Origin of the sequence: Streptomyces sp. NPDC059917 (assembly GCF_042730635.1) — a bacterium.
Classification (GTDB): domain Bacteria; phylum Actinomycetota; class Actinomycetes; order Streptomycetales; family Streptomycetaceae; genus Streptomyces.
In genome coordinates this window covers 21,899-46,883 of record NZ_JBHWLC010000003.1, presented here as the reverse complement: position 1 = coordinate 46,883, position 24,985 = coordinate 21,899, and the positions used below count along the sequence as shown (strand labels likewise).

The following is a 24,985-nucleotide window of genomic DNA, read 5'->3' as shown; positions in this document are numbered from 1 at the left end:
CGCGGGGCTACTTGACCAGCGTCGGCCACTCCGGGGCCTGTGCGGGGTCGAGCAGGCGCAGCTGGGCCAGGACCTTCGGGTCCTGGACGTCGAGCCAGTCGGCCAGCTCGCGGAAGGACACGCACCGCACCTCCTGGCGCGGGCAGACGTCCTTCATGACGTCCTCGACGGCCTTCATGTAGATGCCGCCGTTCCAGTCCTCGAAGTGGTTGCCGATGTACATCGGTGCCCGGCTGCCGTTGTAGACCCGGTTGAAGCCGTTCAGATAGGACATACGGGTCTGTTCAAGCCATTCCGGATACTTGGTGGGATCGCCCTTGGTGCTGTCGCCGGACTGGTTGTAGAGGAAGTTGAAGTCCATGGAGAGGACTTGCTTCTCCTTGTTCTGCAAGGGGACCAGTTGGAGCGGAAAGTTCCATATGCCGTTTATCTTCGACGGCCACAGCTGGAAGTCCCCCGAGGAGCTCGCGTCGTAGCGCCAGCCGTACGGCTTGACGGCCTCCAGGAGGTTCTTCTGGCCCTCCAGGCAGGGGGCGCGGCCGCCGACCACCTCGCGGTCCGGGTCGAAGGGCAGCGGGGCCACGTTCGTGAACCCGGTGTTCGTCTTCCAGTTCTTGATGAAGGAGTACGTCTGGTCTATCTCGCTCTTCCACTCGGCGGGGCTCCAGTCCCCGCCGCCCTTGGGTCCGCAGAAGTGGCCGTTGAAGTGCGAGCCGATCTCGTCGCCGTCGCCCCAGGCGCCGCGCAGCTGCTCCAGCGTGGTCCTCACGTGCGGAACGGTCGGGTAGGAGATGGCGGAGGAGCCCGGGCTGTGCTGCGGCGGGGTGTAGAGCGACTTCTTGCTCTCGGGCAGCAGGTAGATGCCCGTGAGGAAGAAGGTCATGTGCGCCTTGCTCTCCTTGGCCACCTGGCGGAAGTGCGAGAAGAGGTGGTCGTCGCCCTCCAGGGCGCCGTCCCAGGAGAAGACCACGAACTGCGGGGGCTTCTCGCCGGGCTTGAGCTTCTCGGGCTTGAGCTGGCCCGGCTGCGGCCCGGTGTAGGAGGTGGAGCCGTCCCCCAGCACCTTGACCTTGCCGTCCCAGTTCTTGTCCTCCTCGCGCGCGGCCGCGGCCTTGCCGTTCTGCCCGCCCGACAGCTCGGCGGCCGCCGTCTTCTCGTCCCCGCCGGAGGCGGAGCCGCCGCCGAGGGTGAGGGCGTAGGCGGTCGCGGTGGCCGCGCAGAGGGCGACCGCGCCGGCGCCCACCCCCATGCGCTTGCGGTTGCGCGCCCGCTCGCGGGCCCTGCGCGCGGCCTTGAGGGCGGCCCGGGATTCCGTCGCGGAGAGGTCCGGGGCGTCGTCGGTGTCAGGCATGGCAGCTGTCTTCCCCCGTGGTTACCGCAGCCCCCGCCGCGCATGGATTGTTCATACGAATATAGAACTTGTCTGCATGTCTACCGCACTCCGGACCCCCCGCGCGCGCCGTCTCACAGTGAGGGCACAGCGGGGGCACAGGCGGGCACCGATCCGGACGGGGTCGTGCGGGGGGAATTCTGCGGGGACGTCGGCTGTGCGAGGATTCCGCCCGCCGGTTCGTGTGGACCGGTGACAAGGGGAACTATTGTGATACCAAAGACGTTCAGACCCGCCGCCGTCGGCGTCGTGGCTCTGGCCGGAGTTCTGTCGTACGCATTCCTGCCCTCCTCCTCCGCGAGCGAGGCTCCTCAGACGCACGCCGCGAACAGTGCGAACATGAAGGCCTTCGCCCGCATAGCCGACGACGTGCTCTCCCAGCGCACCGAGGCCCTCGTCGAGGAACAGCCGGGCCACCGCCCCGCCTCCTCGGGCCAGAAGACGCGCATGTCGCCCCAGCTGCAGAAGGACGAGACCGAAGCGCTCTCGTCGCTGCGCTCCCGCAAGACGCGCCTCAAGGCGCTGGGCGAGGCCTACAGCGCCGCCGACACCAAGGTCGCCGTGGACAAGGCCACGGTCACCAAGGGCAAGGCGGTCGTGCAGGTCACCGAGGAGACCACCCTCACCTACAAGAAGGTCCGCGGTGACGAGCCGACGACGACCGGCTTCCGTACGCGCTACGAGCTGAACCTCGTGGGCAAGCCGGGCGGCGCCTGGGAGCTGACCTCGATCGCCTCCAAGGAGAACGGCCCGGTCGCGGTCAACGAGCCGACCCCGGCCAAGGCCGCCGTCGTCAAGGACGACGGCCAGACCTACCCCGACGGCACCCCGGCGTCCACGAAGTACCCCGCGCCGGCCAAGCCCAAGGCGAAGACCGGTGGCGCGTACGACTACGCGGCCATGGCCACCTACGCCGAGAAGTACTGGAAGAACTACAACCCGGCGTACCGGCAGTTCAACGGAGCCGGCGGCGACTGCACCAACTTCATCAGCCAGTCCCTGAAGGCGGGCGGCTGGAAGAACGTCTCGGGGACCACCCACGACTACCGCAACTGGTGGTACGACGGCTCCCTCCAGACCGATTCCTGGGCGGGCGCCAACGAGTGGGCATGGTTCACGAACTCCAACAACCGTGCTCCGAACCTGGCTTACGTCTACCAGATGGATGTCGGCGACATCCTGCAGATGGACTTCAACCGGGACGGGTCCAAGGACCACTCGATGATCGTCACGTACCGGAGCAGTGCGGGAACGCCCTACCTCACGTACCACTCGACGAACACCTACCGGAAGTCCCTGGCGAGCCTGATCGCCTCGTACCCCAACGCGGTGTACTTCGCCTACCGCACCTGACGGGTCCCCGTCCCGGCGGGCCGCTGGCCGGTCCGCCGGGACGGGGGTGGGGCGGGCGAGCGGCGCACGGCGCCCGGCCCGCGGATCCCGGGCACAAATCCCTGGCGGACGCCCTCGGGAGAGCGGTACGCTCGCCGCGATGATCACCGAAACGACGCAGAGATCGGGGGACCCGTCCGCGCAAGGTGAGTGCTGATGCCCACCGACACCGCGACCGGGAACTCCCGCCTGACCCGCTGGCTGCGCGTGCGCGAGTACGCCGTGCCGCCCTCCATGATCGAAACCGCGACCGCCCGCCGCCTCGCCGGGGACTGGGCCGCCGCCTGCGCCGCCGCGAACGTCGACGTCGACCTCCGGCCGCGCGAGGTGGCACGCGCCCACGGCGGCGAACTCGCCGCCCGCATCCGGACCGACCTGCGCCACCTCGCACCCGACCTGCTGCGCTGGCACCTGCCGCGGGTCGCCCCCGACGGACTGCTGCGCCCGGGACTGACCGTGGCCCTGGCCCGGTACGAGGCCCCGGGACCCGACGGTCCCCGCCCGCTGCACCTGGTGGCCCGCACCCCGCCCGCCTGGGCGGACGCCGGTCAGCGGATCAGCCTCGCGCTCTGGGATCCGCGGGGCTCCGACGCCGCGGTCCGCCGCCACCCGCACGCCCGACCCCACCCGCGCTTCCGGCTCGACCTGCACCGGCACCTGTGGGACGCGCGGCGCACCGACGACTTCCGGATCCGCTCCGGGGTCGGTCCGCCCATCGACGACGCCACCGCGGGGGAACACGCCCCCTTCGGTCCGCTCCCGCCGGGGAAACCCTGGGCCGCGCACCGGTGGGTGGCCGAGGCGGGCATCCTGCTGCGCGCAGAGGGCCGGTCCACCGGTACCGTCACGGTCCGGCTCGGGACGCGGGAGCGACTGGACCTGCACGTCGACCTGGACCGGCACCGCCACGGGTACCGCCACCGCGACGCGGGAGCGGCCCGCGGCACGGCCGAGCCGCCGCTCCTGCCCGACGCGTCGACCTGGGTGCCGCCCGACCTGGAGCTGCTGGCGGCCGGGCTGATCGGAGCCGACCGACTGCACCCGCTGGTCGCCCCGGCGCTCGTACCGGGCCACCGGGCGCCCGCCGGGTCCGGCGCCCCGGCGCCGGAGCCCGGACCGCGACTGGTGGAATGCCGCGGGGCCCGGCACCGGATCGGTCTGGTCGACGGGGTCCTGGCCCCGCTCGACCACGACCCGGCCGAGATCCGGCGGGAGGAACTGCTGGTCGCGCTGACCGGGACCCCGCTGCCCTGCCTGCGGGAGATCGACCTGGCACACCGCCGCCCGGACTGCCTCGCGGGGGTCCGCGAGCGCCTCGACCACGGGGACACCGCCGGCGCACTGGCCGTCGTCGAGGGCCTGCTCGGGCCCGACGTGCTGCTGCGCGGCGGACCCCTGCGCGACGAACTCGAAGCGGCCGCCGACCGGCGGATCACGTACGGGCTGTTCCGGGCGGGCCTGATGGACCCGCCCCCGGGGCGCCTCCTCCCCGCCGCCCGCACGCGGCCGCGGCGGGCGACCACCCGCTGAACCGGCGGACCACCCCGTCCCGCCGTCCCCCTCACGACGCTGCACAGGTGATGAAGATGACCCTTTCCCTGCCCCTTTCCGCACCCGCTGCCACGCCCGCACCCGCGCCCTCTACCGCGCCCGCTGCCACGCCTGCTGCCGCGCCCGCTGCCGCGCAGCTCGACGTCGCGGCCGAACTGCTCGCCCTGTTGCGCGACACGACCACCGAGCCGCGCCCGGACGTCCAGTTGGAAGCACTGACCGTGGCCGTCGCGGCCGACCTCCCCGTCCTCCTGTGGGGCGAGCCGGGGATCGGCAAGACCGCCGCCCTGACCCAGCTCGCCGCGTCCCTGGACCTCCCGCTGACCACCGTGATCGCCAGCGTCCACGAACCGTCCGACTTCTCCGGCCTGCCCGTGATCGGGGACGATCCCGCGCGACACGGCGTACCGATGGCCCCGCCGGACTGGGCGGTGCGCCTGGTCGAGGCCGGGCGCGGACTGCTGTTCCTGGACGAACTGTCCACCGCGCCGCCCGCGGTGCAGGCCGCCCTGCTCCGCCTCGTACTGGAGCGGCGGATCGGCGCACTGCGCCTGCCGCCCGGAGTGCGGATCGTGGCCGCCGCCAACCCGCGCGCCTCGGCGGCCGACGGGTGGGAGCTGAGCCCGCCGCTGGCCAACCGGTTCGTCCACCTCCAGTGGACGCACGACCACGAGGTCGTGGTCCGCGGACTGGGCGGCACCTGGCCCCGCGCGACGCTGCCCCGCCTCGACCCGGAACGGCTGCCGCACGCCGTCGACTTCGCCCGCCGCGCGGTGTGCGGACTCCTGGCCGCCCGCCCCGCGCTGGTGCACCGGCTCCCCGGCGGCGAAGCGCGCCGGGGCGGCCCCTGGCCGTCCCCGCGCAGCTGGGACATGACCCTGTCCCTGGTCGCCTTCGCGACCGCGGCCGGCTCCTCCCGCGAGGTGCTCTCCCTGCTGGTGCGCGGCGCCGTGGGCGACGGTCCCGGACTGGAACTCCTGGCCGCCATCGACCGGTTGGACCTGCCGGACCCCGAGACCCTGCTCGCCGACCCGGCCGGCGCCGACCTCCCGCAACGCGGCGACCTGCGCCAGGCCTGCCTCGACGCCGTGGTGGAGGCGGTACGGGCGCGCCCCGACAAGCCCCGCTGGGACGCCGCGTGGGAACTGCTGGTCAAGGCGCTGGACACCGGGGCACCGGACCTGGTGGTCGTCCCCGCGACCGCGCTCGCCTCGCTGCGCCGGGACGAGTGGGACGTCCCGGCCTCCATCGAGCGGCTCGCCGGAGCCGTGTCGCTGTCCCGTCGGGCGGACCGCGCGACGGCCCGGGCCGCTGCCGCGACGCACGGCGGCGGGTCCTGGTGAGCGGCGGCGCGCGGCGCGCCCCGAGCGCCCCGACCGCGTACGGGACTCCGGGAGCCCTGGACCTCGACAAGCTCTACGCCGCCCGGCTGCACGCCACCCGGGTCCGCCCCTACTTGGCGACGGCGCTGTTCGCCCTGCACGTCGTGGAGACGCGGCGGGTGCCGACCATGGCCGTCGACCGGCACTGGCGGTGCTACGTCTCCCCGGCCTTTGTGGACCGGACGCCGGTGGAGGAACTGGCCGGAGTCTGGGTGCACGAGGTCTCGCACCTGCTGCGCGACCACCACGGGCGCAGCGACCGGGTCGCGCGGGAGCGGGGCCTGAGCGGCCCGGGAGAACGGCTGCGGATGAACATCGCCGCCGACTGCGAGATCAACGACGACGTGTTCGGGGACGGGTTGGTGCGGCCCGAGGGCGCCGTCCTGCCCGGCACCCTGGGGCTCGCGCCGGGGGAACTGATGGAGGACTACCTGCGCCAGTTCGGACTCGGGCCGCTCACCCAGGACATGGTCTGGCTGGACTGCGGCAGCGGCGCCGACGGGTCGGACCGCGCGTGGGACCTGGGGCCGGACGGCGCGCACGGCCTCACCGAGCACGAACGGGACGCGGTCCGGTTCCGCGTGGCCCAGGGCATCACCGGCCGCCCGGGCAGCGCCCCCAGGAGCTGGCGGCGCTGGGCCGAGGAGGTCTTCCACCCGCCGCAGCCGTGGCGGGAGCTGCTGGGGGCGGCGGTCCGCTCGGCCGCCACCGGCTGCGGCGCGGGCGACGACTACACCTACGGCCGCCCCGCGCGGCGCTCGGCCGGTCTGCCCGGGGTGGTGCTGCCGAGCCTGCGCCGCAGGCCGCCGCGGGTCTGCGTGGTCATCGACACCTCCGGGTCGGTCAGCGACGCCGAACTGGGCGGCGCCCTGCTGGAGGTCGCGGCGATCTCCCGCGCGGTGGGCGGCCGTCGGGATCTGGTCACCGTGGTGTCGTGCGACGCGGCGGCCCGTACCGTGCACGCGCTGTGCGGCGCCGAGGGGATCGCGCTGGTCGGCGGTGGGGGCACGGATCTGCGCTCGGGCTTCGCGGCGGCCCTGCGGGTGCACCCCCGCCCCGACGTCATCGTGGTGCTGACGGACGGCCAGACCCCCTGGCCCGCGACTCCTCCGCCGTGCCGGACGGTGGTGGGCCTCTTCCCCCGCGAGGCGTCCGACGGGTCGCTGGACGAGGAGAACCCCGACTACGAGCCGGACGCACCGCCCACGTGGGCACGTGTGGTGACCATCGGTTAGGCCCGTATTTCGCGGGTCGCCACGGTCTCGGCGTCAGCGCCTTGAAGCGGCGGTGACGTCCGTGGTGGAGAAGCCGGTGAGCGCGACTTCCTGATGGTCGCCGACTCCAAGCTGGTGTCCTATGGGACCGGGTGCTCATGCACCCGTACGTGTAGTGCGCAGGTGTGCCGGCACGGCCCACCACTGGTCCGGGCGGTCGACGACCGGGGCGTCGGGGCCGGTCTCGCCGTACCGGGCGAGGCGCAGAAGGTAGGCCGCGATGCCTGCCGCGCCCTGCATCCACGTCGTCCGGGCCGGCAGCAGCGGCGGGTCCTCGCGGTGTTCCAGAAAGCGCCAACGGGCGCCCGCGTCATCCCTGATGACCCGGTCGACCAACGCGTCACCCATCCGGTGCGCGGCCCGCAGCAGGGTCTGTCTCCTCTCCGGCGCCCGGCAGTCCTGGGCGGCGTCCAGCAGGACGTCTCCGACGCCTGCCGTTCCGCAGCAGCGGCCGTCGTTGTCCCAGAAGCCGGGACGGAGGCGTTGCGGCAGGCCCGAGGTGAGGATCGAGGTCATACAGCGGTGCCGCAGTTCGTCGACGTCGTGGCCGGCCACCTCGGTGACCCCTGCGTGCGCCAGTGCGGTGAACAGGTGCGAGGTGCCTGCCGGGCCGTGGCACCACGTGTACGTCACCGGTTCCACCTCCCGGCGCGACGGCGGGATCGTGTGCGGGACGACGAAGCCCGCATCCTTCAACGACCCCACCGAGAGGACGTGCCGGGCGCCCGCGACCGCTGCCTCGACGAAGTCCTCGCGGTCCAGGGCGGCGCCCGCGACCGCCAAAGCGGCCGCGACCCCAGCAGTTCCGTGCGAGTAGTTCGGCGCCCTCGACGCCGCCCCCCGTGTCATGCCCCAGTCGAGACCCGCCTCCGTGCGGTCCGCCGCCCGCAGCAGGGCCTCGCCTCCCGTCGTCGCGATCGCGTCTGTGAACTCGCTCTTCGCCCAGACCGCCGTCATCACCACGCCGGCGGTGCCCATGATGACGTCGGTGAGGGGCGCGTCGGAGCCCGGCTCGAAGTCGAGCGTGGTCTTCCACCCGTCGCGGGTCGCCAGGGCGGCCAGCCGCCGCAGTGCCACGGCTTCCTCGCCCGGGGCGAGCAGTCTGAGCGCCGTCGCGTCGCCCGCGAGGCCGTCGTACAGCGAGGGTTCCGTTCGCTGCCCGGCCTGTGCCGACAGTCTGGTCACGATGCCGGTCGCCAGCGCCGCTTCCCGCACGCCCACCGCCCGGTACTGCTCGATCTCGGCCAGCACCGGGGCCAGTCCGGCGATCCCCGCGTACAGCGAGTCGCGGTCCTGGGCAGGTGACGTGGCCTCAGGACCGCCCTCCACCACGGCCTGCACCAGCCACGGGCCCTCGTCCTCGCGCACGTGGTCCAGCACCCACGACCAGGCGGCCTCGCCCACATCCCGATAGACGTCGCTTCTCACCAGGCCACGCTACAACCGCCGGATCACCGGCCAGTGCGGTGCGGTGTCGCCGCTCCGTCAGTTCCGGCGGTCGCGGGGGCCCCCGGAGGGCAGGTCGGATACCGGCAGGACCAGGCGTTACCGCCCCGCACCGAAATTCCGGGCCACCGGCGGCGGTCCACCCCATACTGGTCGTTCGTCCGGCGTCCGGTGGCCGTCGGGAAACGGGGGAGAGGTGCGTGGCCGTGATGGCCGACGGAGGGGTCGGCGCGTCCACGGACGAGCTGTTCGCGAGCGCCCTGGCCGAGATCGAGCGGGACGACGAGGGGCCCGCCCCCGCCCTGCTCCTCCTGCACGACCGCCCCACCCGGGAGGTCTTCGAGCGGGCCGCCGGGTTATTGGCCCACGACGATCCGGCGCGGCGCGAACTGGGGGCGCGGGTGCTGCGCGAGCTGGGCCCCCGCGCCGCCGACGGCAGCCGGCCCTTTCGCACGGAGACCATCGAGGTCGTCGTGGCGGAGCTGGCGAGCGAGCCCGACTACTGGGTCCTCGGACACATGCTCTCCGTCCTCGGCTACCACGGGGCCCGAGAGAGCCTCGACCTCGTCCTCGGTCACCGGTCGCACGCGGAGCAGGCGGTGCGCTTCGGGGTCGCCGCGGCCCTGCCCGAGCTGGCCGATCCCGACCGCACGCAGGACCGGGTCGTCGAGGCCCTGCTCCAACTCGCCGAGGACGACGACGCGGCCGTCCGCTGGTACGCCCTGTACGCGCTCTTCCACGAAACGGCCGGCATCGCCGCCGCGGACCGGGTGGCCTGGGCCACGGCCCTGACCGGCCGCGGGAACCGGGAACGACGGGAGGAACTGCGCCATCTCGCCACCACCTTCGACGAGTCCGCCGACCCCGCCCTGCGCGTGGCCCTCGGCGGCCCGGGCATTGGGTACGCTCGCGGTTGACTTCGCGGCCTCGGCAGGGGCTGAAGCGCCGCCGGCAGGGGATGGGTTGATCATGGGCAGTGCGCCTTCGGCAGAGTTCTTCCAACCGCTCAAGGCGGACGACCCGGTCGTGGTGGGCGGTTACCGCCTCGCCGCGGTGCTGGGCGCGGGCGGCATGGGCAAGGTGTACCTCTCGTACACGCCCGGTGGTCGCCCCATCGCGCTCAAGGTGATCCGGGCGGAGTTCGGCGAAGACCCCGAGTTCCGGCGGCGCTTCCAGCAGGAAGTGCGCTCCGCCGAGCGGGTGCAGGGCCTGTACACGGCCCCGGTCATCGACTCGGACACCGAGGGCGAGCAGCCCTGGCTGGCCACGGCCTACGTGCCCGGCCCCTCGCTCGCGCACGCCGTCGCCCTGAACGGGGCACTGCCGCTGCGCAGCGTGCTGTTGCTGACCGTCGGGGTCGCCGAGGCCCTCCACGTCATCCACGGCGCCGGGATCGTCCACCGCGACCTGAAGCCCGCCAACGTGCTCCTCGCCGCCGACGGCCCCCGCGTGATCGACTTCGGCATCGCCCGGGCCGCCGACACGACCGCCCTGACCAGCACCGGCGTCAGCGTCGGCACCCCCGCGTTCATGGCGCCCGAGCAGGCCTCGGCCGGTACGATCACCCCCGCGACCGACGTCTTCGCACTCGGCCAGATCATGGCCTACGCCGCGATCGGCGCCCCCGCCTTCGGTGACGGACCGTCACACGCCGTGCTGTACCGCATCGTTCACGAGGACCCCGATCTCAGCGGACTGCCCGAGGAGCTGCGGCCCCTGGTGACCCGGTGCCTCAGCCGCGACCCCGCCGCGCGCCCCGCGCTGACCGAGATCATCGAGCTGTGCCAGCAGATCTCGCCCGAACCGCTGCGGCAGGGGGAGGACTGGCTGCCCCGCGAGGTCGCCGGCTCGATCACCGAACGGCTGCGACTGCCCGCCCCCGCGCCCACCCCGCCCCCGCAGCGGCCGCCCGTCGCGCCGACGCCGACCGAGTACTCCCCGCACACCCCGCCCCCGGGCGGCGCGCACCCGTACGCGCCGACCGGTCACGCGGTGGCCGCCGCGCAGACGCAGGCCGCGCCGGGCATCCCGGCGGCCCCCGGCATGCCCGCGGCCCCAGGGCTGCCGCCCGGCTACCGGCCGCCGCCGGGCTACCAGACCCCGCCGCCCGGCTACCACAACCCGCAGGCGTACCGGCCGGGTCACCCCACCCAGCCGCCCGGCTACCCGCCGGTCGCGCCGCGCCCCCGACGGACCGGGCTGATCGTCGCCGGGTCCGTCGCGGCCGCGATCGTGGGGCTCGCGATCATCGGCTACCTGCTGCCGGACACCGGCGGAAAGGGCGGCGACGCGAAGTCCGGCGGCGCGAAGTCCGGCGGCGCCGCGAGCACGGGCGGCGCCTCGGCCTCGCCGAAGAAGCGGACCGACCCGCAGCCCGCCTCGTACGAGGGCATCGACGTGGCGGGGAACTACGCGGTGATGCTCGGCGACAACCCGCCGACCCCGGCCGAGGACCACAGCGGCGGCGTGATGTACGGCAAGGGCGACCTCTACTACTACAGCGACAGCCTGTTCGGGGACGACAAGCTCGGCAGCGCCAACGGGAAGCTGGTCGTGCTGAACAACTCGCAGAAGGGCTCGTTGGAGACCTGCCGCAGCGAGACCCGCTACACCGAGAAGATCGGGCTCGACCAGCTCGGCAAGGGGACGCAGATCTGCGTGCTGAGCAAGGCCGGGCACATCGCCGTGGCCACCTATCAGGGCAAGTCGGGCCCGAACGACCCGAGCAAGTACATCACCGTCGACCTGACGGTCTGGCGCAACGCCGACGACCCGAAGGCGCGCTGAGCACCGGCGCACCGACCGGGCCCGGGCCGCCCGCCGCGGGCCGGCCCGGTCAGCCCCGCCCCGCCAGGGCGGGCACGGCGGGCGCGGCGGGCACGGCGGGCGCGAGGCGCTCCAGGAGTTCCAGGCGGCCGCGGGTCTCCTCGTCCAACGGCGTGTAGGTGATCAGCCGCGCGCCGGTCGCCGGACCGAGCCACAGGTTGGTGTGTTCGAGGCTGAGCAGTCCCACCAGCGGATTGCGGATGTGCTTCACCCTGCCTCCCTGGCCGACCACCTCGTGCCGCGCCCACACCTCGCGGAACTCCGCCGAGGCCGCCTCCAACCGCCCCAGCAGCGTCTTCCAGGCGGGCTCGGCCAGGTGCTCCGCCATCGAGGCCCGGAACTTGGCCGCCATCACCCGGTTCACCTCCGCGCGGTCGACCACCGCCGCCCGCCACTCCTCGTTCGTGAAGGCCAGCCACATGCAGTTGCGGTCCTCCGGCCGCACCCGGTCCATGTCGCACAGCAGCCGCCCGTACGTCGCGTTGTACGCCAGGATGTCGTAGCGGCTGTTCTGCACCACGGCGGGCACCGGGCACAGCTGGTCGAGCAGCGCCCGCAGCGCGGGCGTGACGATCGGGCACGGAGCGTGCGGCGCCGGGTCCGGGCTCCCGGCCAGCGCGAACAGGTGCGTCCGCTCGCTGGCGTCCAGCAGCAGGGCCCGGGCCAGGGAGTCCAGCACCTGCTGGGAGACCTGGATCTCACGGGCCTGCTCCAGCCAGGTGTACCAGGTGACGCCCACGGCGGAGAGCTGGGCGACCTCCTCGCGGCGCAGCCCCGGCGTGCGCCGACGGCGGCCGCGCGGCAGCCCCACCTGCTCCGGGGTGATCCGCTCCCGCCGACTGCGCAGGAATTCGGCCAGCTCGTGCCGGCGCACGTCCGTATCGGGAGCCACGGTGGTCATGCTCCCAGGGTGCCGCATCCCCCATCCCGTTTCCAGGTGCTCCCGGTACCAGGATAAAGAGACTCTGGTACCAGGCTCCCGGCAGGAGGATCGTCTCCGTCGTGAGCGACACGACCGTACGTACGACGACCCGCCCCTCCGCCCGGGCCACCGCGCCGGACCCTTCGGGACCAGCGGCGATGAGCCCGCTCGGGCTGTTCACGGTGCTCCTGGGCGCCGCCCTGCCCCTGATCGACTTCTTCATCGTCAATGTGGCCCTGCCCGCCATCGACACCGACCTCGCGGCCGGTCCCGCCGTGCTGGAACTGGTCGTCGGCGGCTACGGCGTCACCTACGCCGTCCTCCTCGTCCTCGGCGGCCGCCTGGGCGACATGGCCGGTCGGCGCAGGCTCTTCCTGATCGGCATGGCGGCCTTCGGCCTCACCTCGCTCGCCTGCGGCCTGGCGCCCACCGCCTGGACCCTGGTCGGGGCGCGCGTGGCCCAGGGCGCCGCGGCCGCGCTGATGCTGCCGCAGGTGCTCGCCACCATCCAGGCCACCACCCGGGGACCCCGCCGGGCCCGGGCGATGAGCCTGTACGGCGCGACCGCCGGGCTGTCCATGGTCGCCGGGCAGATCCTCGGCGGCGTCCTGGTCGCCGCCGACGTGGCCGGCTCCGGATGGCGCTCGGTGTTCCTGGTGAACGTGCCGGTCGTACTCGTCGGCCTGGTGCTCGCGGCCCGCGCGGTGCCCGAGACCCGCTCGGAGCGCCCCGCCTCCGTCGACGTGTCCGGCACCCTGCTGCTCGCGCTGTCCCTGGTGTCGCTGCTGCTGCCGCTGACCGAGGGCCGGGCGACCGGCTGGCCGCTGTGGACCTGGGTCTCGCTCGGGGTGTTCCCCTTCGCGTCCGCCGCCTTCTACCTCACCGAGCGCCGACTGGACCGGCTCGGCCGGGTCCCGCTGGTGCCGCCGAGCCTGTTGCGGCTGGACTCGCTGCGCCGGGGGCTGGTGATGGTCGTCCCCTTCTCGATCGGCTTCAGCGGATTCATGTTCGTGGTCGCCGTCGTCCTCCAGCAGGGCCTGCGGATGGGGCCGGTGGCCGCCGGGCTCGCCCTGGTGCCGATGGCGCTCTCGTTCTTCGCCGCCTCCCTCGCCGGACCGCGGCTGGTCGCCCGGTTCGGCACGCGCGTCGTCACCGCGGGAGGCCTGCTCCAGGCCGTCGGCCTCGGCCTGCTGCTCCTGGCCGTGCTGCGCGACTGGCCCCACCTCGGCATCGCCGGACTCGCCCCCGGCGTGGCCGTCGCGGGCCTCGGCCAGGGCCTCCAGCTGCCGGTGCTGATGCGGCTGATGCTCTCGGACGTACCCGCCGACCGGGCCGGGGTGGGCGGCGGCGTCATGGTCACCACCCAGCAGTCGGCCCTGGCCCTGGGCGTGGCCACCCTCGGCAGCCTCTTCCTCGCCCTGGCCCCGACCCAGGGGATGCGCGACGCCCTCGCCGTCACCCTGCTCGTGCAGCTGGGCCTGGTCGCGGTGACGGGCCTGCTGAGCCTGCGCCTGCCGCGCGCCATGCGCTGACCGGACGGAGGATGGGGACTGTGATGACGGTCCTGGTGGTGGGCGTACCGGAGGGGGCTGAACTGGAGCGGCTGCGGTCGCGGATCCAGAGCAACCCGCACTTCCAGGTGATCTCCCATGCCCAGGCGCCCGCCGTCGCGCTCGCGCACGCCCGCGTCCTGCTCCCCGACATCACGGTCCTGGCGCTGCCCGGAGGTCCCGGGGGCGACCCCGACGTGCTCGACGTCTTCCACGGGGTGCGCGCCCTGGACCCGCCGAGCGGAGTGGTCCTGCGCGCCCCGGCGGGCGCGGTGCTCGGGCCGCTGGCGGCGCGGACCGAGGAGGGCGCCGTGCACGTGGTCCGCGAGGGGGACCACGACGGACTGATGCGCGCCCTGCGGACGATCGGGCTGCGCCGGGCCAGCTGCGACCCGGACGAGATGCCCTGACGCGGAGCGGCCCGCGGGCCTCCCCGGCGCCCCCCGGTCGGCCGGTGGGCCGACCGGGAGATCGGCCTCAGCCGGTCTTCGCGGGGCGCGCGCGGCCGAAGCGGCGGACCAGCGGGTTCTCGACCCAGGCGAAGAGCCCCCAGGACATCAGGACCGTCACCGCACCCACGCCCACCAGCATCGCGAGGGTGACCGGCAGCGAGTACATCCGGTCCTCGCCGAGCGCCCAGCGCAGCGAACACATCGTGATGTAGTGCAGCAGGTAGAAGGCGAAGGAGATCTCGCCCAGCCACACCATCGTGCGGCCCCGGAACAGACTGGCGCGGCCCTCGATGTCCGCGGTCGCCGTGGCCGCGATCAGCAGCACGATCGGCAGGATCATCACGGCGCGCTGGCCGTAGAGGTACGGCACGTGGAAGGTCAGCCAGTACCCGGCGGCCAGCAGCACGCTCGACCAGATCATGCCGATGTTGCGCCAACGCCCGTGCTTCACGGCGAGCGCCACCAGGATGCCGAGGGCGAAGTCGACCATCCGGACCGGGGGCAGCACGTAGCTGAACCAGTACTGGGAGACCGAGCTCTCGTGACCGCTCGGGATCCGCGGGTCGCTCGGGAAGAGGGCGTACGCGAGCGCGGGCGTGGCCACCACCGCGGCGATCCCCCCGGTGATCCAGTACTTCAGGTGGGCGGGGTCGATCCGCCGGAAGGCGCGCAGCAGCATCGGGAAGCAGAGGTAGAAGACCGCCTCCACGGCGAGCGACCAACTCGGTGCGTCCACACTGAAGTTGGTCATGTACTCGGGCCACCACACCTGGACCATGAACAGGTTGGCGACGGCCACGCCCGCGGAGGTGTAGTACATCGCGAACAGGGACAGCGCGAGCGCCCAGGTGACCAGGTAGGTCGGATAGATCTTGACGAACCTGCGCCGCCAGAACGCCGTCGTGGTGTCCCTGTCCCGGGCCGACCAGGTCAGCACGAAGCCGCTGAGCACGAAGAAGAAGGACACGCCCAGCCCGCCCGCCTGCGCGAACCAGCCGGCCAGCCGCTCCTCGGTGGCGTCGTCGCCCAGCAGCCGCAGCGGGGGGATGGGGAGGAAGGCGTGGTGGGCGAAGACGGCCAGCGCGGCGGGGAACCGCAGACCGGTGAGGGAGTCCAGCCGGGGAGTGCGCGGCCGCGGTGGCGCGGCGGCGACCGTGGCGGCCGGGGCCGCGCGCTCGCGGGGAGCCGCAGCTCTCGTCCGCGATGGCGCAGAACCGGTGGATATGTGGTCAGTGGCCATGGGGCTTCCGTTCTGGGATGTGGTCCTGCGGTGCATCCGGTGTGGTGCGGCCCAGCCCTGAAGGGGAGGTACAGCGCCCTTTGTACCGGCGGCCGCTCGTGGACCGCTCAAGAAGTCCGGCGTGGCCGGTTCCGCCCGTTGACCCCGGGCGGGACGGATCGCGAACCGGGCTTGATCTCAAGTCCACTTGAGGTCCTACGGTCAAGGACATGACCACCAACGAAGCAGTCCCGACGCTCCCGACGGTCCCCGCGGCGGACGCCGCCGTACCCGAGCGCTACCGCACCGCCGTGGTGCCGCACGTCATGGTGTCGGACGCGGCGGCCGCGATGTCCTTCTACGAAGAGGCCTTCGGCGCGGTCGAGGAGTTCCGCCTCGACCACGCCGACGGCGGGATCCTGCACGCCGAGATACGCATCGGCGGAGCCGTGATGATGCTCGGCGACACCTCCGAAGGCCTGTTCGGCGCACCCACGGAGCTGGGCGGCACCTCCGTCGCGCTGCACGTCTTCGTCCCGGACGTGGACGCGCTCACCCGGACCGCCGTGGCCGCGGGCGCCGAGCTGGTGGTGGAGCCGCGGGACCAGTTCCACGGCGACCGCAGCGCCATCCTGCGCGACCCGTTCGGCCACCTGTGGGTGTTCCTGACCCACCTGGAGGACCTGCCCGAGGGGGAGTTGGAGCGCCGCTTCGCCGAGGGCGCGCACTGACCGGGCGGGCGCCCGCGCCGCGGGTCAGCCGGTCGCCCCCGGCGGCGCGTCCGTGGCGGCCCCGGGGACGAACACCCGGGGCTCGCCGGTCAGGCAGGCGTGGCACAGGCAGCGCTGCGGATGTTCGGAGCCGCGCCAGCCCTCGGCGCGGTACTCGCGCGCGATGTTCTCCAGCGCGGCGGCGATCGTGGTCGCGCGCTCCTGGTCCCAGGCGGGGTGGAGCCGCCTCGAGGCGTGGAAGCGCTCCAACACCCTGGGCGCGTGCACGAAGCGGGGCCGGAAGCTGTGCAGGTTCCGGGAGGCCATGTCGATGACGATCCACCGCCCGGTGTGCCGCTCCCGCCCGATGACGGTGACCTTGTCGCCGCCCGGACCCCAGTGGCCGGCGCTCACGTACACCTTCGCCCCGCCGCGGAAGGACTTCGTCCCGCGCCGCAGTTGTCGACCGCCGGCGCCGTAGCGCCGCCACCACACGACGTTCGCCGAAATGAGCCACACCGGCTCCGGTGCCCCACTGGTTTCCTCGCTCATCGCGTGTCCCCCCGGTACGTGACGACGTGCTCCCCGCGGTCCTCCCGAGGGCCCGCGTACGGTACCCACCGCGGGGCGCGCGGCGCGAGCGGGTATCCGGCCGCGGGGGCGGATCACGCCGGGGGACGCCCGATCGGGAGCAGGTACTGGAGGGGTTGGTCCAGGCCGTCCAGGCCGAACAGCTCGTGCGCCAGATCGTCGCGGAAGCCGCCCAGCGGGGTCGACGCGAGCCCCAGCGCGGATGCCGTCAACAACAGCGACTGCGCGAGGTGCCCGGCCTCCAACAGGCCCATCCGCAGCGCCCGCAGGCCGTACCGCCGCCGCAGGCGGCCCAGGTCCACGTACAGGCCCAGGACCGCCGGTGCCCCGTCCACGATCACGGCGCGCGGGTCGTCGGGCGGCGCGGAGGTGTACGCCGACAGCGCCTCGATCTCGTCGAGGGACGGCGCGTCCGCCACGCGCCGCAACGCACGCCGGTCGGGCACGCAGTGGTAGGTGCCCGGAGCCAGCCCTTCCACCCCCAGGGCGAAGAGCCGCAGGCCCGCCGTGTACAGGGCCCCCGCGCTCGGGTAGGGCCGGTGCGCGACCAGCGGATCGGCACCGCTCGTGTGGCTGACGGCATGGGCGCCCCACAGCAGCGCGCCGAGTCCGGCGGCCGTCAGCGGCCCCGTGAGCGAACCCCGCACGGTACGCCGCCCCGCGACGGCGGCCCGCAGCGTGACGTCGGGCACCGGCCCGGCGGGGAGGTCGACTTCGGGCCCGGCGGGCAGTTCCTCCGGCGGTGCGTGGCGGGGAACGATCTCGTGCTCCCGGCCGATCCGGAACTTGCTCCTCTCCACGTACTGGTGATCGGGAGCGAGATGGCCCGTGGGGAAGTGCGAGGCCGGTTGCCCCGCGTCGAGCAGCGCGTGGGCGGCGAGCAGGCGGACGGCCCGCTCCTCGTCCGGGGCCGTGCCCAGTCGGCCGAAGAGCTCGTGCAGCCGCGCCGCCCACACCGCCTCCCGCGCCCGCGCGGCGCCGCTCCCGCCGCCCTCCCGCTCGTCCGCCTCCCGCACCGCCGCCGCCCAGCGCGCCACCGGGCCCGCGGCGGCGCCGCGCTCCAGGTCCTCGCGCAGGGCCGCGGCCCGCCCGGCGAGGCCCTCGCGCTGCGCGGCGTGGACCGCGTTCACCTGCGCGTGGACGACGGCCCCGGGCAGCCCGGCCACCGCCTCGTCCGCTTCCGCCCCCGCCGTCGGCCGGGGGGACCGGCCCGCCCGCCCGCGCAGCCACCGCGCGCTCTCGAAGCGGCCCATCCCCAGGGCCCAGGCCGTCGCGTGCGCCAGATCGACGGCCGCCGCCAGCCGTCCGCTACCGCGCCCCGTCACCGTGACCACCTCGACCGCGATCCGGGAGGCGCACACCGCCAGCGCCCCGCCCGGATCCTCCGGCGCCGCTTCGACCTCCGTGACCTCGGTGGCCCGCGCGACCTTCGGGGAACGGGCCAACGCCGCCGCAGCGCCCGGCAGGGCGCCGCGCAGCCGTACCCGCAGCTGCGGGTGGCCGCGCCCCGGTCCCTCGTCCGCGCGGACGAAGGACCAGGCCGTGGCCGCACCCGTCCGGACGAGGTCGTCCAACAGGGGTGCGACCTCCTGCACGAGGAACTCGTCGACGGCTCCCGGCGCGGCCCGCAAGGAGAGGTGCAGGCCCGACCAGGACTGTTCGGGAGCGGATGTGGACGACGGCACGGCGGTTCTCCTCGGTGCTCGGCGACGGCGCGGGGGCAGGGATGCGGGGGCGTGGGGTCAGGGGAAGGGGTGCGGGTGCAGGGCCAGGTCCTCGTGGCGCAGCGGAGCGGGGGCCCTGCCCAGCCGGTACGGCACCTCCAGCAGCCGGGGCAGCCCCAGGGTGCGCCGGTTCACGTGCCCGAAGGTCATGGGCAGCGCGCCGGGCACCACCGCCTTGGCGCCGTACAGTCCGAGGCGCTCGCGCACGCCCGCCTCGTCCTGGCCGACCACGATCACCTCCAACCCCGCCCCGGCCAGCCGCCGCACGGTGGTGTCGAGCAACTCCGCCAGGTCCGCGACCGGTTCCGGCGCGCCCGGCCAGGCGTCGCGCCACGGCAGCGGACGCTCGCCGCCCTCGACGCGGCCCAGCAGGAAGTCCAACCGCGGTCGGGCCTCGGGCAGGGTGTACAGCGCGGTGTGGTCGGCCAGGGTCCGCACCAGCTCGGGCCGTTCCAACATCGGCAACAACCGGGCCCGGCTGAACTCCTCGGGCTCCGCCCGCATCCGTTGCGGGGCGTTGAAGACGTTCGTCACCGTCTCCACCACCGCCCCGCGCACGGCCACCCGGGGATCGTGGTGCGCTCCCGCCGCCACGAACACCTGGGGGGCGGCCGCCCGCGGGTCCTCGTGGGCGGCGACGGCGATGACCGCCGGAATCCCGAAGTCGTTCGTCGCGTCGAACAGGTGGAGCCGGTATCCGGCCGACTCCGCGCGGTCCGCCAGGTGCACCACCTCCGGGTCGTCACCGGGAGTCGCGATCCGACGCAGCGGCGTGGCCCCGTACCAGGCCATCAGGAAGGCGTCCCGCTCGGCGACCTCGAACAGGCCGTAGAGCGCGGCCTCCTGGGGGCTGTTGCCGAGCCCGCAGCCGCTGGAGCACTCGTAGACCACCCGCGCCCGCCCCGGGCTCGGGTCCCAGTAGGCGACGTGCTCGGGCACGGCGGTCACCCGGTCGCGGGTGAGCGACCAGCCGTGGACCCAGTCCAGGACGAGCTCCGGGTCGTAGGCGACGCCCCCCGACGCCGGATGGCCGTGGTGGGCGGGATCGGGCAGCCCCAGCCGCTCCGGGTCCACCGCCCGCTCCGGCCCCAACTCGGCGTAGGTCGCGCGCAGTACGGTACGCCGCCCCTGCGGGCTCATCCCGGTGAGGCGTTCGACGGCCTCGAAGAGGGCCACCCGCTCGCTCGTGTCCCAGTCGCCCGACCGGCCGTAGCCGCCGTCGCGCAGGTCCCGCCCGTAGGTCACGTACGCACTGGTCAGGCTGTGCACCGAGTCCTCGGTCCGGGTCACCCGGTGGACGGGGCCGAAGCGCTCGTCGTACAGCGCGGCCCGCAGATCCTCCCGTCCCGTACGGTCGTTGGGCCCGCGCAGCACGGTCGGGTCCGCCAGGGGCCGCGGGGCGCGGGGCGGACGCGCGGCGTCCGCGTCGTCCGGCGGCAGCGGCAGGCACACCGGGCAGCCCCCGACCGGGCGGAAGACGTGGTCCGACCAGGTGGTGCGGCCGCTGTGCACGATCCGCACGAGCGCGCCCGATCCGGCGTCCGGGCGCGGCGGGTCCGCGCCCAGCATGCCGGCCGCCGACGCGGCGACCGCGTCGGTCATCGCCGGGGAGGGGGCCCCGGCCAGCCGCAGGGCGGTGCCGTGCCAGGGCACCCGTCCGCCGATGGTGGCCAGCCTGCGGTACTCCGTGCAGGAGAGGCAGCCCACCGCGCCGGGCCGCAGCAGGGGCCCCACCACGGTGACCGCGCCGTCGCAGCGGACCGGGACCAGCGTGACGGGGTGGGCGAGGGCGTGCCGGGACAGCTCGGCGGCGGTCTCCAGCGTCCAGTCGTCCAGCACGACGACGGCCCGGCCCGTCGTGCGCGCCAGCGCGCCGCGGACGTCGAGCACGGTCACGGCGAGGGCGTCCAGGGCCGCCGCGAGGTCCGCGGTCGCGCGGTCCGCGGCCGTGTGCGCGGTCGTCGTGTGCGCTGTGGTCGTGGCCATCACCGGCCGCCTTCCGGGTCGTTGGCGTGGATGCCGGTGTCGAGGGCGGTGAATCCGCATTGGCGCAGGGCGGTGAGCAGCTCCCGACCGCCGGGCCCGACGGGGGTCCACGGGCGGGTGCGCAGTCCGGTGGCCTCGGTGAGGACGGCGCGCAGGTCCTCCTCGCGGTCGGCGACCCGGCTCCACCAGCCCGCCGTCCACCGCTCGTCCTCCCAGGGCGCCAAGGCGACGCCGGTCGTCGCCAGCACGCACAACTCACCGCCGTGCGCCGTGATCTGATGGTCCGTCCCGTGCGTCGGCCCCGCTTGTACGCGGACCAGCGCGGCCAGCACCGCGAAGGCCGCGGCGTCCGCCGCGGTGGCCTCGACGGCCTGCCCGAGCAGGGGCCCGCTCCTCCCGTGGACGCGCCCGTGCACATCGGCCCGGTGGGCGCCCCCGCCCGCGACGAGCGGGGTCACGGTCAGCTCCGCCCGCACGCGGAGCCGCTCGGTCAGGGTGCGCCACCAGAGGCGGGCCTGCGGATGGTCCGAGCCGTACGGGTCCCAGGGCGCGGGCGGATCCGCCGCGAGCCGGGGGGCCAGCGCGGCCCGGCGCAGCGCCCGGCCCCGCGCGTGCCCGGGACCGGCGCCCACCACCGGCGCGGAGCCTCCCGGCCCTTCCGCCGCCGCCCGCAGCTCGGCCGTGCGGCACAGGGCGTCGATCCGGGCGAGGTCCGCCCGTACGCCCCCGGACGTGATCCCCGCGCCGCCCGGCGCCGCGCAGTGGACCAGCGCCACCGGCAGCTGGGGCAGCGCGCCCGCCTCGGGCGACGGCAGCGGGCCGAGCCGCTCGTCGCCGAGCGCGGCCACGGCCACCAGCGCCTGCGCGAGCGTCCGCGGCGCCGGGGCGGCGGCGCGGCCCGGGCCCAGCCAGGGGTGGTGGGCGGCGCGGGCGGCGCGCTCCCCGACGACCAGGGCGACGGGGATCCGGGCCCCCGGCTCCCGCCCGGAGGCGCCCACGGCCCCGGAGCCGCCGTCGGCCGCGGCGTCGATCCCCGTGTCCTCGGCCCCGGTGTCCTCCGCCCCGCTGTCCTCTTCCCCGGGGTCGGGCAGGTCGGCCACGGCCGCCACCAGCCGTTGGACGGCGGCCCCGGCCACGCGCGCCGCGAGCTCCACCTCGGGCATCGGCGGCGCCCCGGTCCCGGAGTCCGGGTCCGGGCCCCCGGCACGGTCCGGCCGCAGCCGGTCGGCGATCGCCTCGGCGTCCGCGCGGGCCGCCCCGAGCCCACCGACCGGTGTGACGAAGGCGGCGCCCGGGCGCACCGACGCCCCGACCGCGAACACCCTCCCGTCCGCACGGGCGGCCGAGAGCAGGACCCGGTCCGGGGCGCCGCCCGCCAGGGGGACCGCCTCGGCGGTGACCCCGGTCCGGGCCAGGGCCCGCAGGGCGGCAGCGGCCACGGGGGCGCCAGGATCGGGGGCGTGGACCTCGACGAGGGCCCCGCGCAGGGCGGCGGCTGCCTCGGCGGGTCGGTCGGCGACGGTCCGCAGCCAGCGGTCCGCGGCGCCGCCGGTGGGCGGCGCCCCCTCCTCGACCAGCATCCCGTGCAGGTCCAGTTGCCGGATCAGCGTGCACAGCGCGGTGCGCAGCTGCGTGCCGACCGGGGTGCGGTCGGCGAGGTCCGCGGCGCCGTCCGCGCGCAGCGCCTCCTCCAGCATCCGCCACAGCCCGGGAAGCGCGGCGCTGCCCTCCAGCGTGACGCTGGCGGACCATCCGCGCAGGTGCAGGCCCTGCGCGAGCGCGGTGGCCGTGACGCCCGGCCGCAGGCGTCGTCGGCGCACCGAGTCCAAGGCGTCGGGCGGCGCGGCGCTCACGCGTCGCACCCCGCCCGGTAGGTCTCCACCACGACCTCGACGGCGCGCGCGGGCCGGTCCCGGCCACCGGGCCGCGGAAGGGCCTCCTCCAGCACCACCCCGTCGGGATGGCGGGCCAGCCAGCGGTCGAGGCAGCTCAGGTGCAGGGCGTTGCCGAGGTCGACGAACTGCGGTTTGGCGACGGCCAGTCGGCTCATCGTGCGCCGCAGCGCCCCGGCGTCCCCTCCCTCGTCCGCGCCGCCGGTCGCGTCCCCGACCGCGGAGCCCTTCGCCGGGTGCAGGAACACCTGGTCCGGGACGCCGAGCAGGGCGCGCCAGCGGGCCGCGGCGCCGAAGGGCACCTCCCCGTCGGCGGCCAGGGCGGCCCGCAGGGCGGCGACCGTGGCGCCGGTCAGCGTCCAGCGGCGCCGCCGCAGCACGATGTCGCGGTGCCGCAGCCGGGGAGTGCGGACCAAGGGACCGCCCGGCACCTCGCTCACCACCTCGGGCACCAGCGCGTCGAAGGAGACGACGCCTTCGGGGTGGTCGTGGACCAGGGGCGCGCTGCGCGTGGTGAGCAGGCTGGGCACCAGCAGCCCCGGGTAGAAGACCTCCAGCGGCTCGCCGGTGGACCGCATCCGCAGCCGGACCTGATCGGTCGCCCGGTCGTGGAAGAGTTCCACGTCGGCCTCGTCGATCGGACTCCGCGAGCGGCCCGCGTGCCGCGGACCGTGCTCCTCCGAGACGATCTCGTCGGGCAGGAACAGCGGGTGCAGATTGGCGTTGAAGCCGCGTACGGGACGGAACTGCGCGAGCCGGGCGCCCGGGGCCGTGGCCCGCTCCGCCTCCCGCGCGACCAGCTCGCCCGCACGCGGGTCCACCAGGTCCAGGAAGCGGCTGCCGATCCGGCCCCAGCCGCCGTACACGTGGTTGAGGCAGAGCAGTCGCGTCCGGGCGTCGTACTGGAGGAAGTGCGCGTAGGACACGGGGCGCACCGCCGCCGAGCGGGGGAGCCGGGCGCCGAAGTCCGCCACCAGCCCCGGCGGCAGCACGACATCGGCGTCCGGGTCCGCCGCGCCCGCGGCGTGTTGGCGCACCGCCTCGGTGAACATCCGCCGCAGCAGGGTCAGTTCGGCCGCGCCCGACGGCAGCTCGACCGACCCGTCGTCCGCGCCCAGGAGCGCCGCGCGGGCGGTGTCGTCCCAGGCCGCGACCGATTCCGTGCCGAAGTCCCAGACCGGGTGGCAGACCCCGCCGGGGCCGAAGCGGGCGACGAAGCGGTCCCGCAGGGCGCGGCGCATCACGTGCCCGAGGTCGAACAGTTCGGCCAGCGCCGCCACTTCGCGCAGGGCGGCGTGGTCGCGCTCGTCGAGCAGGCCGTCCGTGGGCACCGGGCGGGCGGCCACCACGTCCTCGGTCAGCAGGGTGGGCGTCCGGCCGCCCCCGGGCAGGGACCCGCCCGCCGCCTCCAGCAAGGTGGTCCACCGCTCGCGCAGCAGCGTCAGCAGCCGCGCGCGTTCGCCGGGCCCGGCCGCACCGAACTTCGCCGTGGCGTCCGCCACTTCGTCGACGAGACCGGCCAGCGCGGCGTCCGCCCCGTCCGCCCCGTCGGCCGCGTCGCGCAGCCAGGCGGCCAGCCGCGCCAGCGGATCGGGCGCGTGCGGGCCCACGGGGGGCACCGGGACCAGGAGACCGGCCGCGACCAGCTGCTCCACGTACGCCGTCGCCGCCGGGAGGTCCTGCGGTCGGGCCAGGGCGGCCGCGAGCCGGGCGGGCGTGCGGGGCGCACGGCACAGCTCCGTCACCCGCTCCAGCGGGCCGCTCGCCGCGACCGCCACCTCGTCCTCGTCGGTGAGGACGAAGCGGCCGAAGGAGGAGGAGGTGGAGCGGGAGCGCGCGAAGACGGCCCGGCCGTCATCGAAGCGGGCCGGGCCCGACATCCGGTGGGGGAGCCGGGCGCGCCGCCGCGGATCCGAGAGCAGCGCTTCGCACAGCGCGGCCACCAGGGTCCGGCTGGTGCGTACGGAGGTGGCGGTGGCGCCGAGCAGGTCCCGCTCCCCCCACTCGACCCCGGGCGGGCGCGGGGCGGGCGTCCCCTCGTGCGGCGGGCCCCAGCCGACGGCGGTGAACCAGGACAACGGGCTGGTCCTGGTCCCCGCGCGCAGGGCGTGGCGCAGCACCCCGGGCTCCTCCTTGCGCGCCCGCCGCCCGCTCGTCCCCGCCCCGGCGCGCTCCACCGCGGCCAGCAGGTCGGCGCCGCTGTAGGAGGCGGCGAGGGCGAAGGCCGGTTCCCGGCACTGGGCACTGAGCGCCTCCCGTTCCGCGGCGAGCGCGGCGGCCGTGGTGGCGGCGACCCGGGCGCGTGCGCCGTCGAGCCGACCTTGCAGCTCCAGCCAGGCCCGCAGCTCGGGCACCCGCTCGGGGAGTGCGCCGAGCCGCTCCAGGAGCGCGGTGCGCGGTGCGCGCCGGTTGTGCAGCGCCCGCCGCAGGGGCAGCACCACGTCCCGGTGGAACGCCCCGGAGTGGCCGCCGCGGCTGTGGTAGAGGGCGTCGGTGAGTCGGGGGAGGAGCTCCGCGAGCACGCCCTCGAGCTCCGCCAGCGCGTGCGTCCCGGCGCGGAAGGCGGCGGCCTCCGGGGACTGCGCGGGGTGGTGCAGTACGGTCGCGCGCACCTGTAGGTAGGGGGCGGTGCGCGGTAGGGGCGCGGCGGGCGGCATGGGGTCCGGATTCCCTTTCGG

At 75.1% G+C, this 24,985-nt stretch carries 18 protein-coding genes; 9 read left to right on the top strand and 9 right to left on the bottom strand.

Features of this window, described 5'->3' with window-relative positions; translation table 11 throughout:
- Positions 1-7 precede the first annotated feature (7 nt).
- Positions 8-1,351, bottom strand: coding sequence for a hypothetical protein (locus tag ACFWAR_RS02460; RefSeq protein ID WP_385772415.1), 1,344 nt, complete (start codon positions 1,349-1,351; stop codon positions 8-10).
- A 378-nt stretch (positions 1,352-1,729) separates the two neighbouring features.
- Between ACFWAR_RS02460 and ACFWAR_RS02455 the strand changes: the two genes are divergently transcribed.
- The 4 genes from ACFWAR_RS02455 to ACFWAR_RS02440 all read left to right on the top strand — a co-directional run bounded on the left by ACFWAR_RS02455 (position 1,730) and on the right by ACFWAR_RS02440 (position 6,950).
- Positions 1,730-2,743, top strand: a complete 1,014-nt coding sequence (locus tag ACFWAR_RS02455) for an amidase domain-containing protein (RefSeq protein WP_385772414.1) — start codon at positions 1,730-1,732, stop codon at positions 2,741-2,743.
- Between the two features lie 195 nt (positions 2,744-2,938).
- Positions 2,939-4,312 carry a hypothetical protein gene (locus ACFWAR_RS02450; RefSeq protein ID WP_385772413.1) on the top strand — a complete coding sequence of 458 codons (1,374 nt, stop codon included), beginning with the start codon at positions 2,939-2,941 and terminating at the stop codon, positions 4,310-4,312.
- 56 nt (positions 4,313-4,368) lie between these two features.
- Positions 4,369-5,676: an AAA family ATPase gene (locus ACFWAR_RS02445; protein ID WP_385772412.1), complete on the top strand. Its 1,308-nt coding sequence runs from the start codon at positions 4,369-4,371 to the stop codon at positions 5,674-5,676.
- Positions 5,673-6,950, top strand: coding sequence for a VWA-like domain-containing protein (locus tag ACFWAR_RS02440; protein WP_385772411.1), 1,278 nt, complete (start codon positions 5,673-5,675; stop codon positions 6,948-6,950). The genes ACFWAR_RS02445 and ACFWAR_RS02440 overlap by 4 nt, the downstream gene beginning before the upstream one ends.
- 135 nt (positions 6,951-7,085) lie before the next feature.
- Here the strand turns inward: ACFWAR_RS02440 and ACFWAR_RS02435 are convergent, their stop codons facing one another.
- Positions 7,086-8,417, bottom strand: coding sequence for a lanthionine synthetase LanC family protein (locus ACFWAR_RS02435; protein ID WP_385772410.1), 1,332 nt, complete (start codon positions 8,415-8,417; stop codon positions 7,086-7,088).
- 227 nt (positions 8,418-8,644) lie between these two features.
- On the opposite strand from ACFWAR_RS02435, the gene ACFWAR_RS02430 reads away from it, so the two are divergent.
- On the top strand, positions 8,645-9,352 hold the full coding sequence (locus tag ACFWAR_RS02430) for a HEAT repeat domain-containing protein (RefSeq protein WP_385772576.1): 708 nt from the start codon (positions 8,645-8,647) through the stop codon (positions 9,350-9,352).
- A 52-nt stretch (positions 9,353-9,404) separates the two neighbouring features.
- Positions 9,405-11,222, top strand: coding sequence for a serine/threonine-protein kinase (locus tag ACFWAR_RS02425; RefSeq protein ID WP_385772409.1), 1,818 nt, complete (start codon positions 9,405-9,407; stop codon positions 11,220-11,222).
- 49 nt (positions 11,223-11,271) lie between these two features.
- On the opposite strand, the gene ACFWAR_RS02420 is transcribed toward ACFWAR_RS02425, so the two are convergent.
- Positions 11,272-12,162: a helix-turn-helix transcriptional regulator gene (locus tag ACFWAR_RS02420; protein WP_385772408.1), complete on the bottom strand. Its 891-nt coding sequence runs from the start codon at positions 12,160-12,162 to the stop codon at positions 11,272-11,274.
- Between the two features lie 101 nt (positions 12,163-12,263).
- On the opposite strand from ACFWAR_RS02420, the gene ACFWAR_RS02415 reads away from it, so the two are divergent.
- Both ACFWAR_RS02415 and ACFWAR_RS02410 read left to right on the top strand, forming a co-directional pair.
- Positions 12,264-13,715, top strand: coding sequence for an MFS transporter (locus tag ACFWAR_RS02415; RefSeq protein ID WP_385772407.1), 1,452 nt, complete (start codon positions 12,264-12,266; stop codon positions 13,713-13,715).
- A 23-nt stretch (positions 13,716-13,738) separates the two neighbouring features.
- Positions 13,739-14,143 (top strand): hypothetical protein, encoded by a 405-nt coding sequence (locus tag ACFWAR_RS02410; RefSeq protein ID WP_385772406.1) that lies wholly within the window; start codon positions 13,739-13,741, stop codon positions 14,141-14,143.
- 67 nt (positions 14,144-14,210) lie between these two features.
- On the opposite strand, the gene ACFWAR_RS02405 is transcribed toward ACFWAR_RS02410, so the two are convergent.
- Complete coding sequence (locus tag ACFWAR_RS02405; protein ID WP_385772405.1) at positions 14,211-15,425, bottom strand: acyltransferase family protein; 1,215 nt, start codon at positions 15,423-15,425, stop codon at positions 14,211-14,213.
- 209 nt (positions 15,426-15,634) lie between these two features.
- Between ACFWAR_RS02405 and ACFWAR_RS02400 the strand changes: the two genes are divergently transcribed.
- Positions 15,635-16,135: a VOC family protein gene (locus tag ACFWAR_RS02400; RefSeq protein WP_385772404.1), complete on the top strand. Its 501-nt coding sequence runs from the start codon at positions 15,635-15,637 to the stop codon at positions 16,133-16,135.
- A 24-nt stretch (positions 16,136-16,159) separates the two neighbouring features.
- On the opposite strand, the gene ACFWAR_RS02395 is transcribed toward ACFWAR_RS02400, so the two are convergent.
- The 5 genes from ACFWAR_RS02395 to ACFWAR_RS02375 form a co-directional block, all read right to left on the bottom strand.
- Positions 16,160-16,666: a hypothetical protein gene (locus ACFWAR_RS02395; RefSeq protein WP_385772403.1), complete on the bottom strand. Its 507-nt coding sequence runs from the start codon at positions 16,664-16,666 to the stop codon at positions 16,160-16,162.
- Positions 16,667-16,779: 113 nt separating this feature from the next.
- Positions 16,780-18,390 carry a nitroreductase family protein gene (locus ACFWAR_RS02390; protein WP_385772402.1) on the bottom strand — a complete coding sequence of 537 codons (1,611 nt, stop codon included), beginning with the start codon at positions 18,388-18,390 and terminating at the stop codon, positions 16,780-16,782.
- 57 nt (positions 18,391-18,447) lie between these two features.
- Positions 18,448-20,415: a TOMM precursor leader peptide-binding protein gene (locus ACFWAR_RS02385; protein ID WP_385772401.1), complete on the bottom strand. Its 1,968-nt coding sequence runs from the start codon at positions 20,413-20,415 to the stop codon at positions 18,448-18,450.
- The gene (locus tag ACFWAR_RS02380) at positions 20,415-22,268 is read right to left on the bottom strand and encodes a hypothetical protein (RefSeq protein ID WP_385772400.1); all 1,854 of its coding nucleotides are present in this window, start codon (positions 22,266-22,268) and stop codon (positions 20,415-20,417) included. The genes ACFWAR_RS02385 and ACFWAR_RS02380 overlap by 1 nt, the downstream gene beginning before the upstream one ends.
- Positions 22,265-24,964 (bottom strand): lantibiotic dehydratase, encoded by a 2,700-nt coding sequence (locus ACFWAR_RS02375; RefSeq protein ID WP_385772399.1) that lies wholly within the window; start codon positions 24,962-24,964, stop codon positions 22,265-22,267. The genes ACFWAR_RS02380 and ACFWAR_RS02375 overlap by 4 nt, the downstream gene beginning before the upstream one ends.
- Between the last annotated feature and the right edge of the window lie 21 nt (positions 24,965-24,985).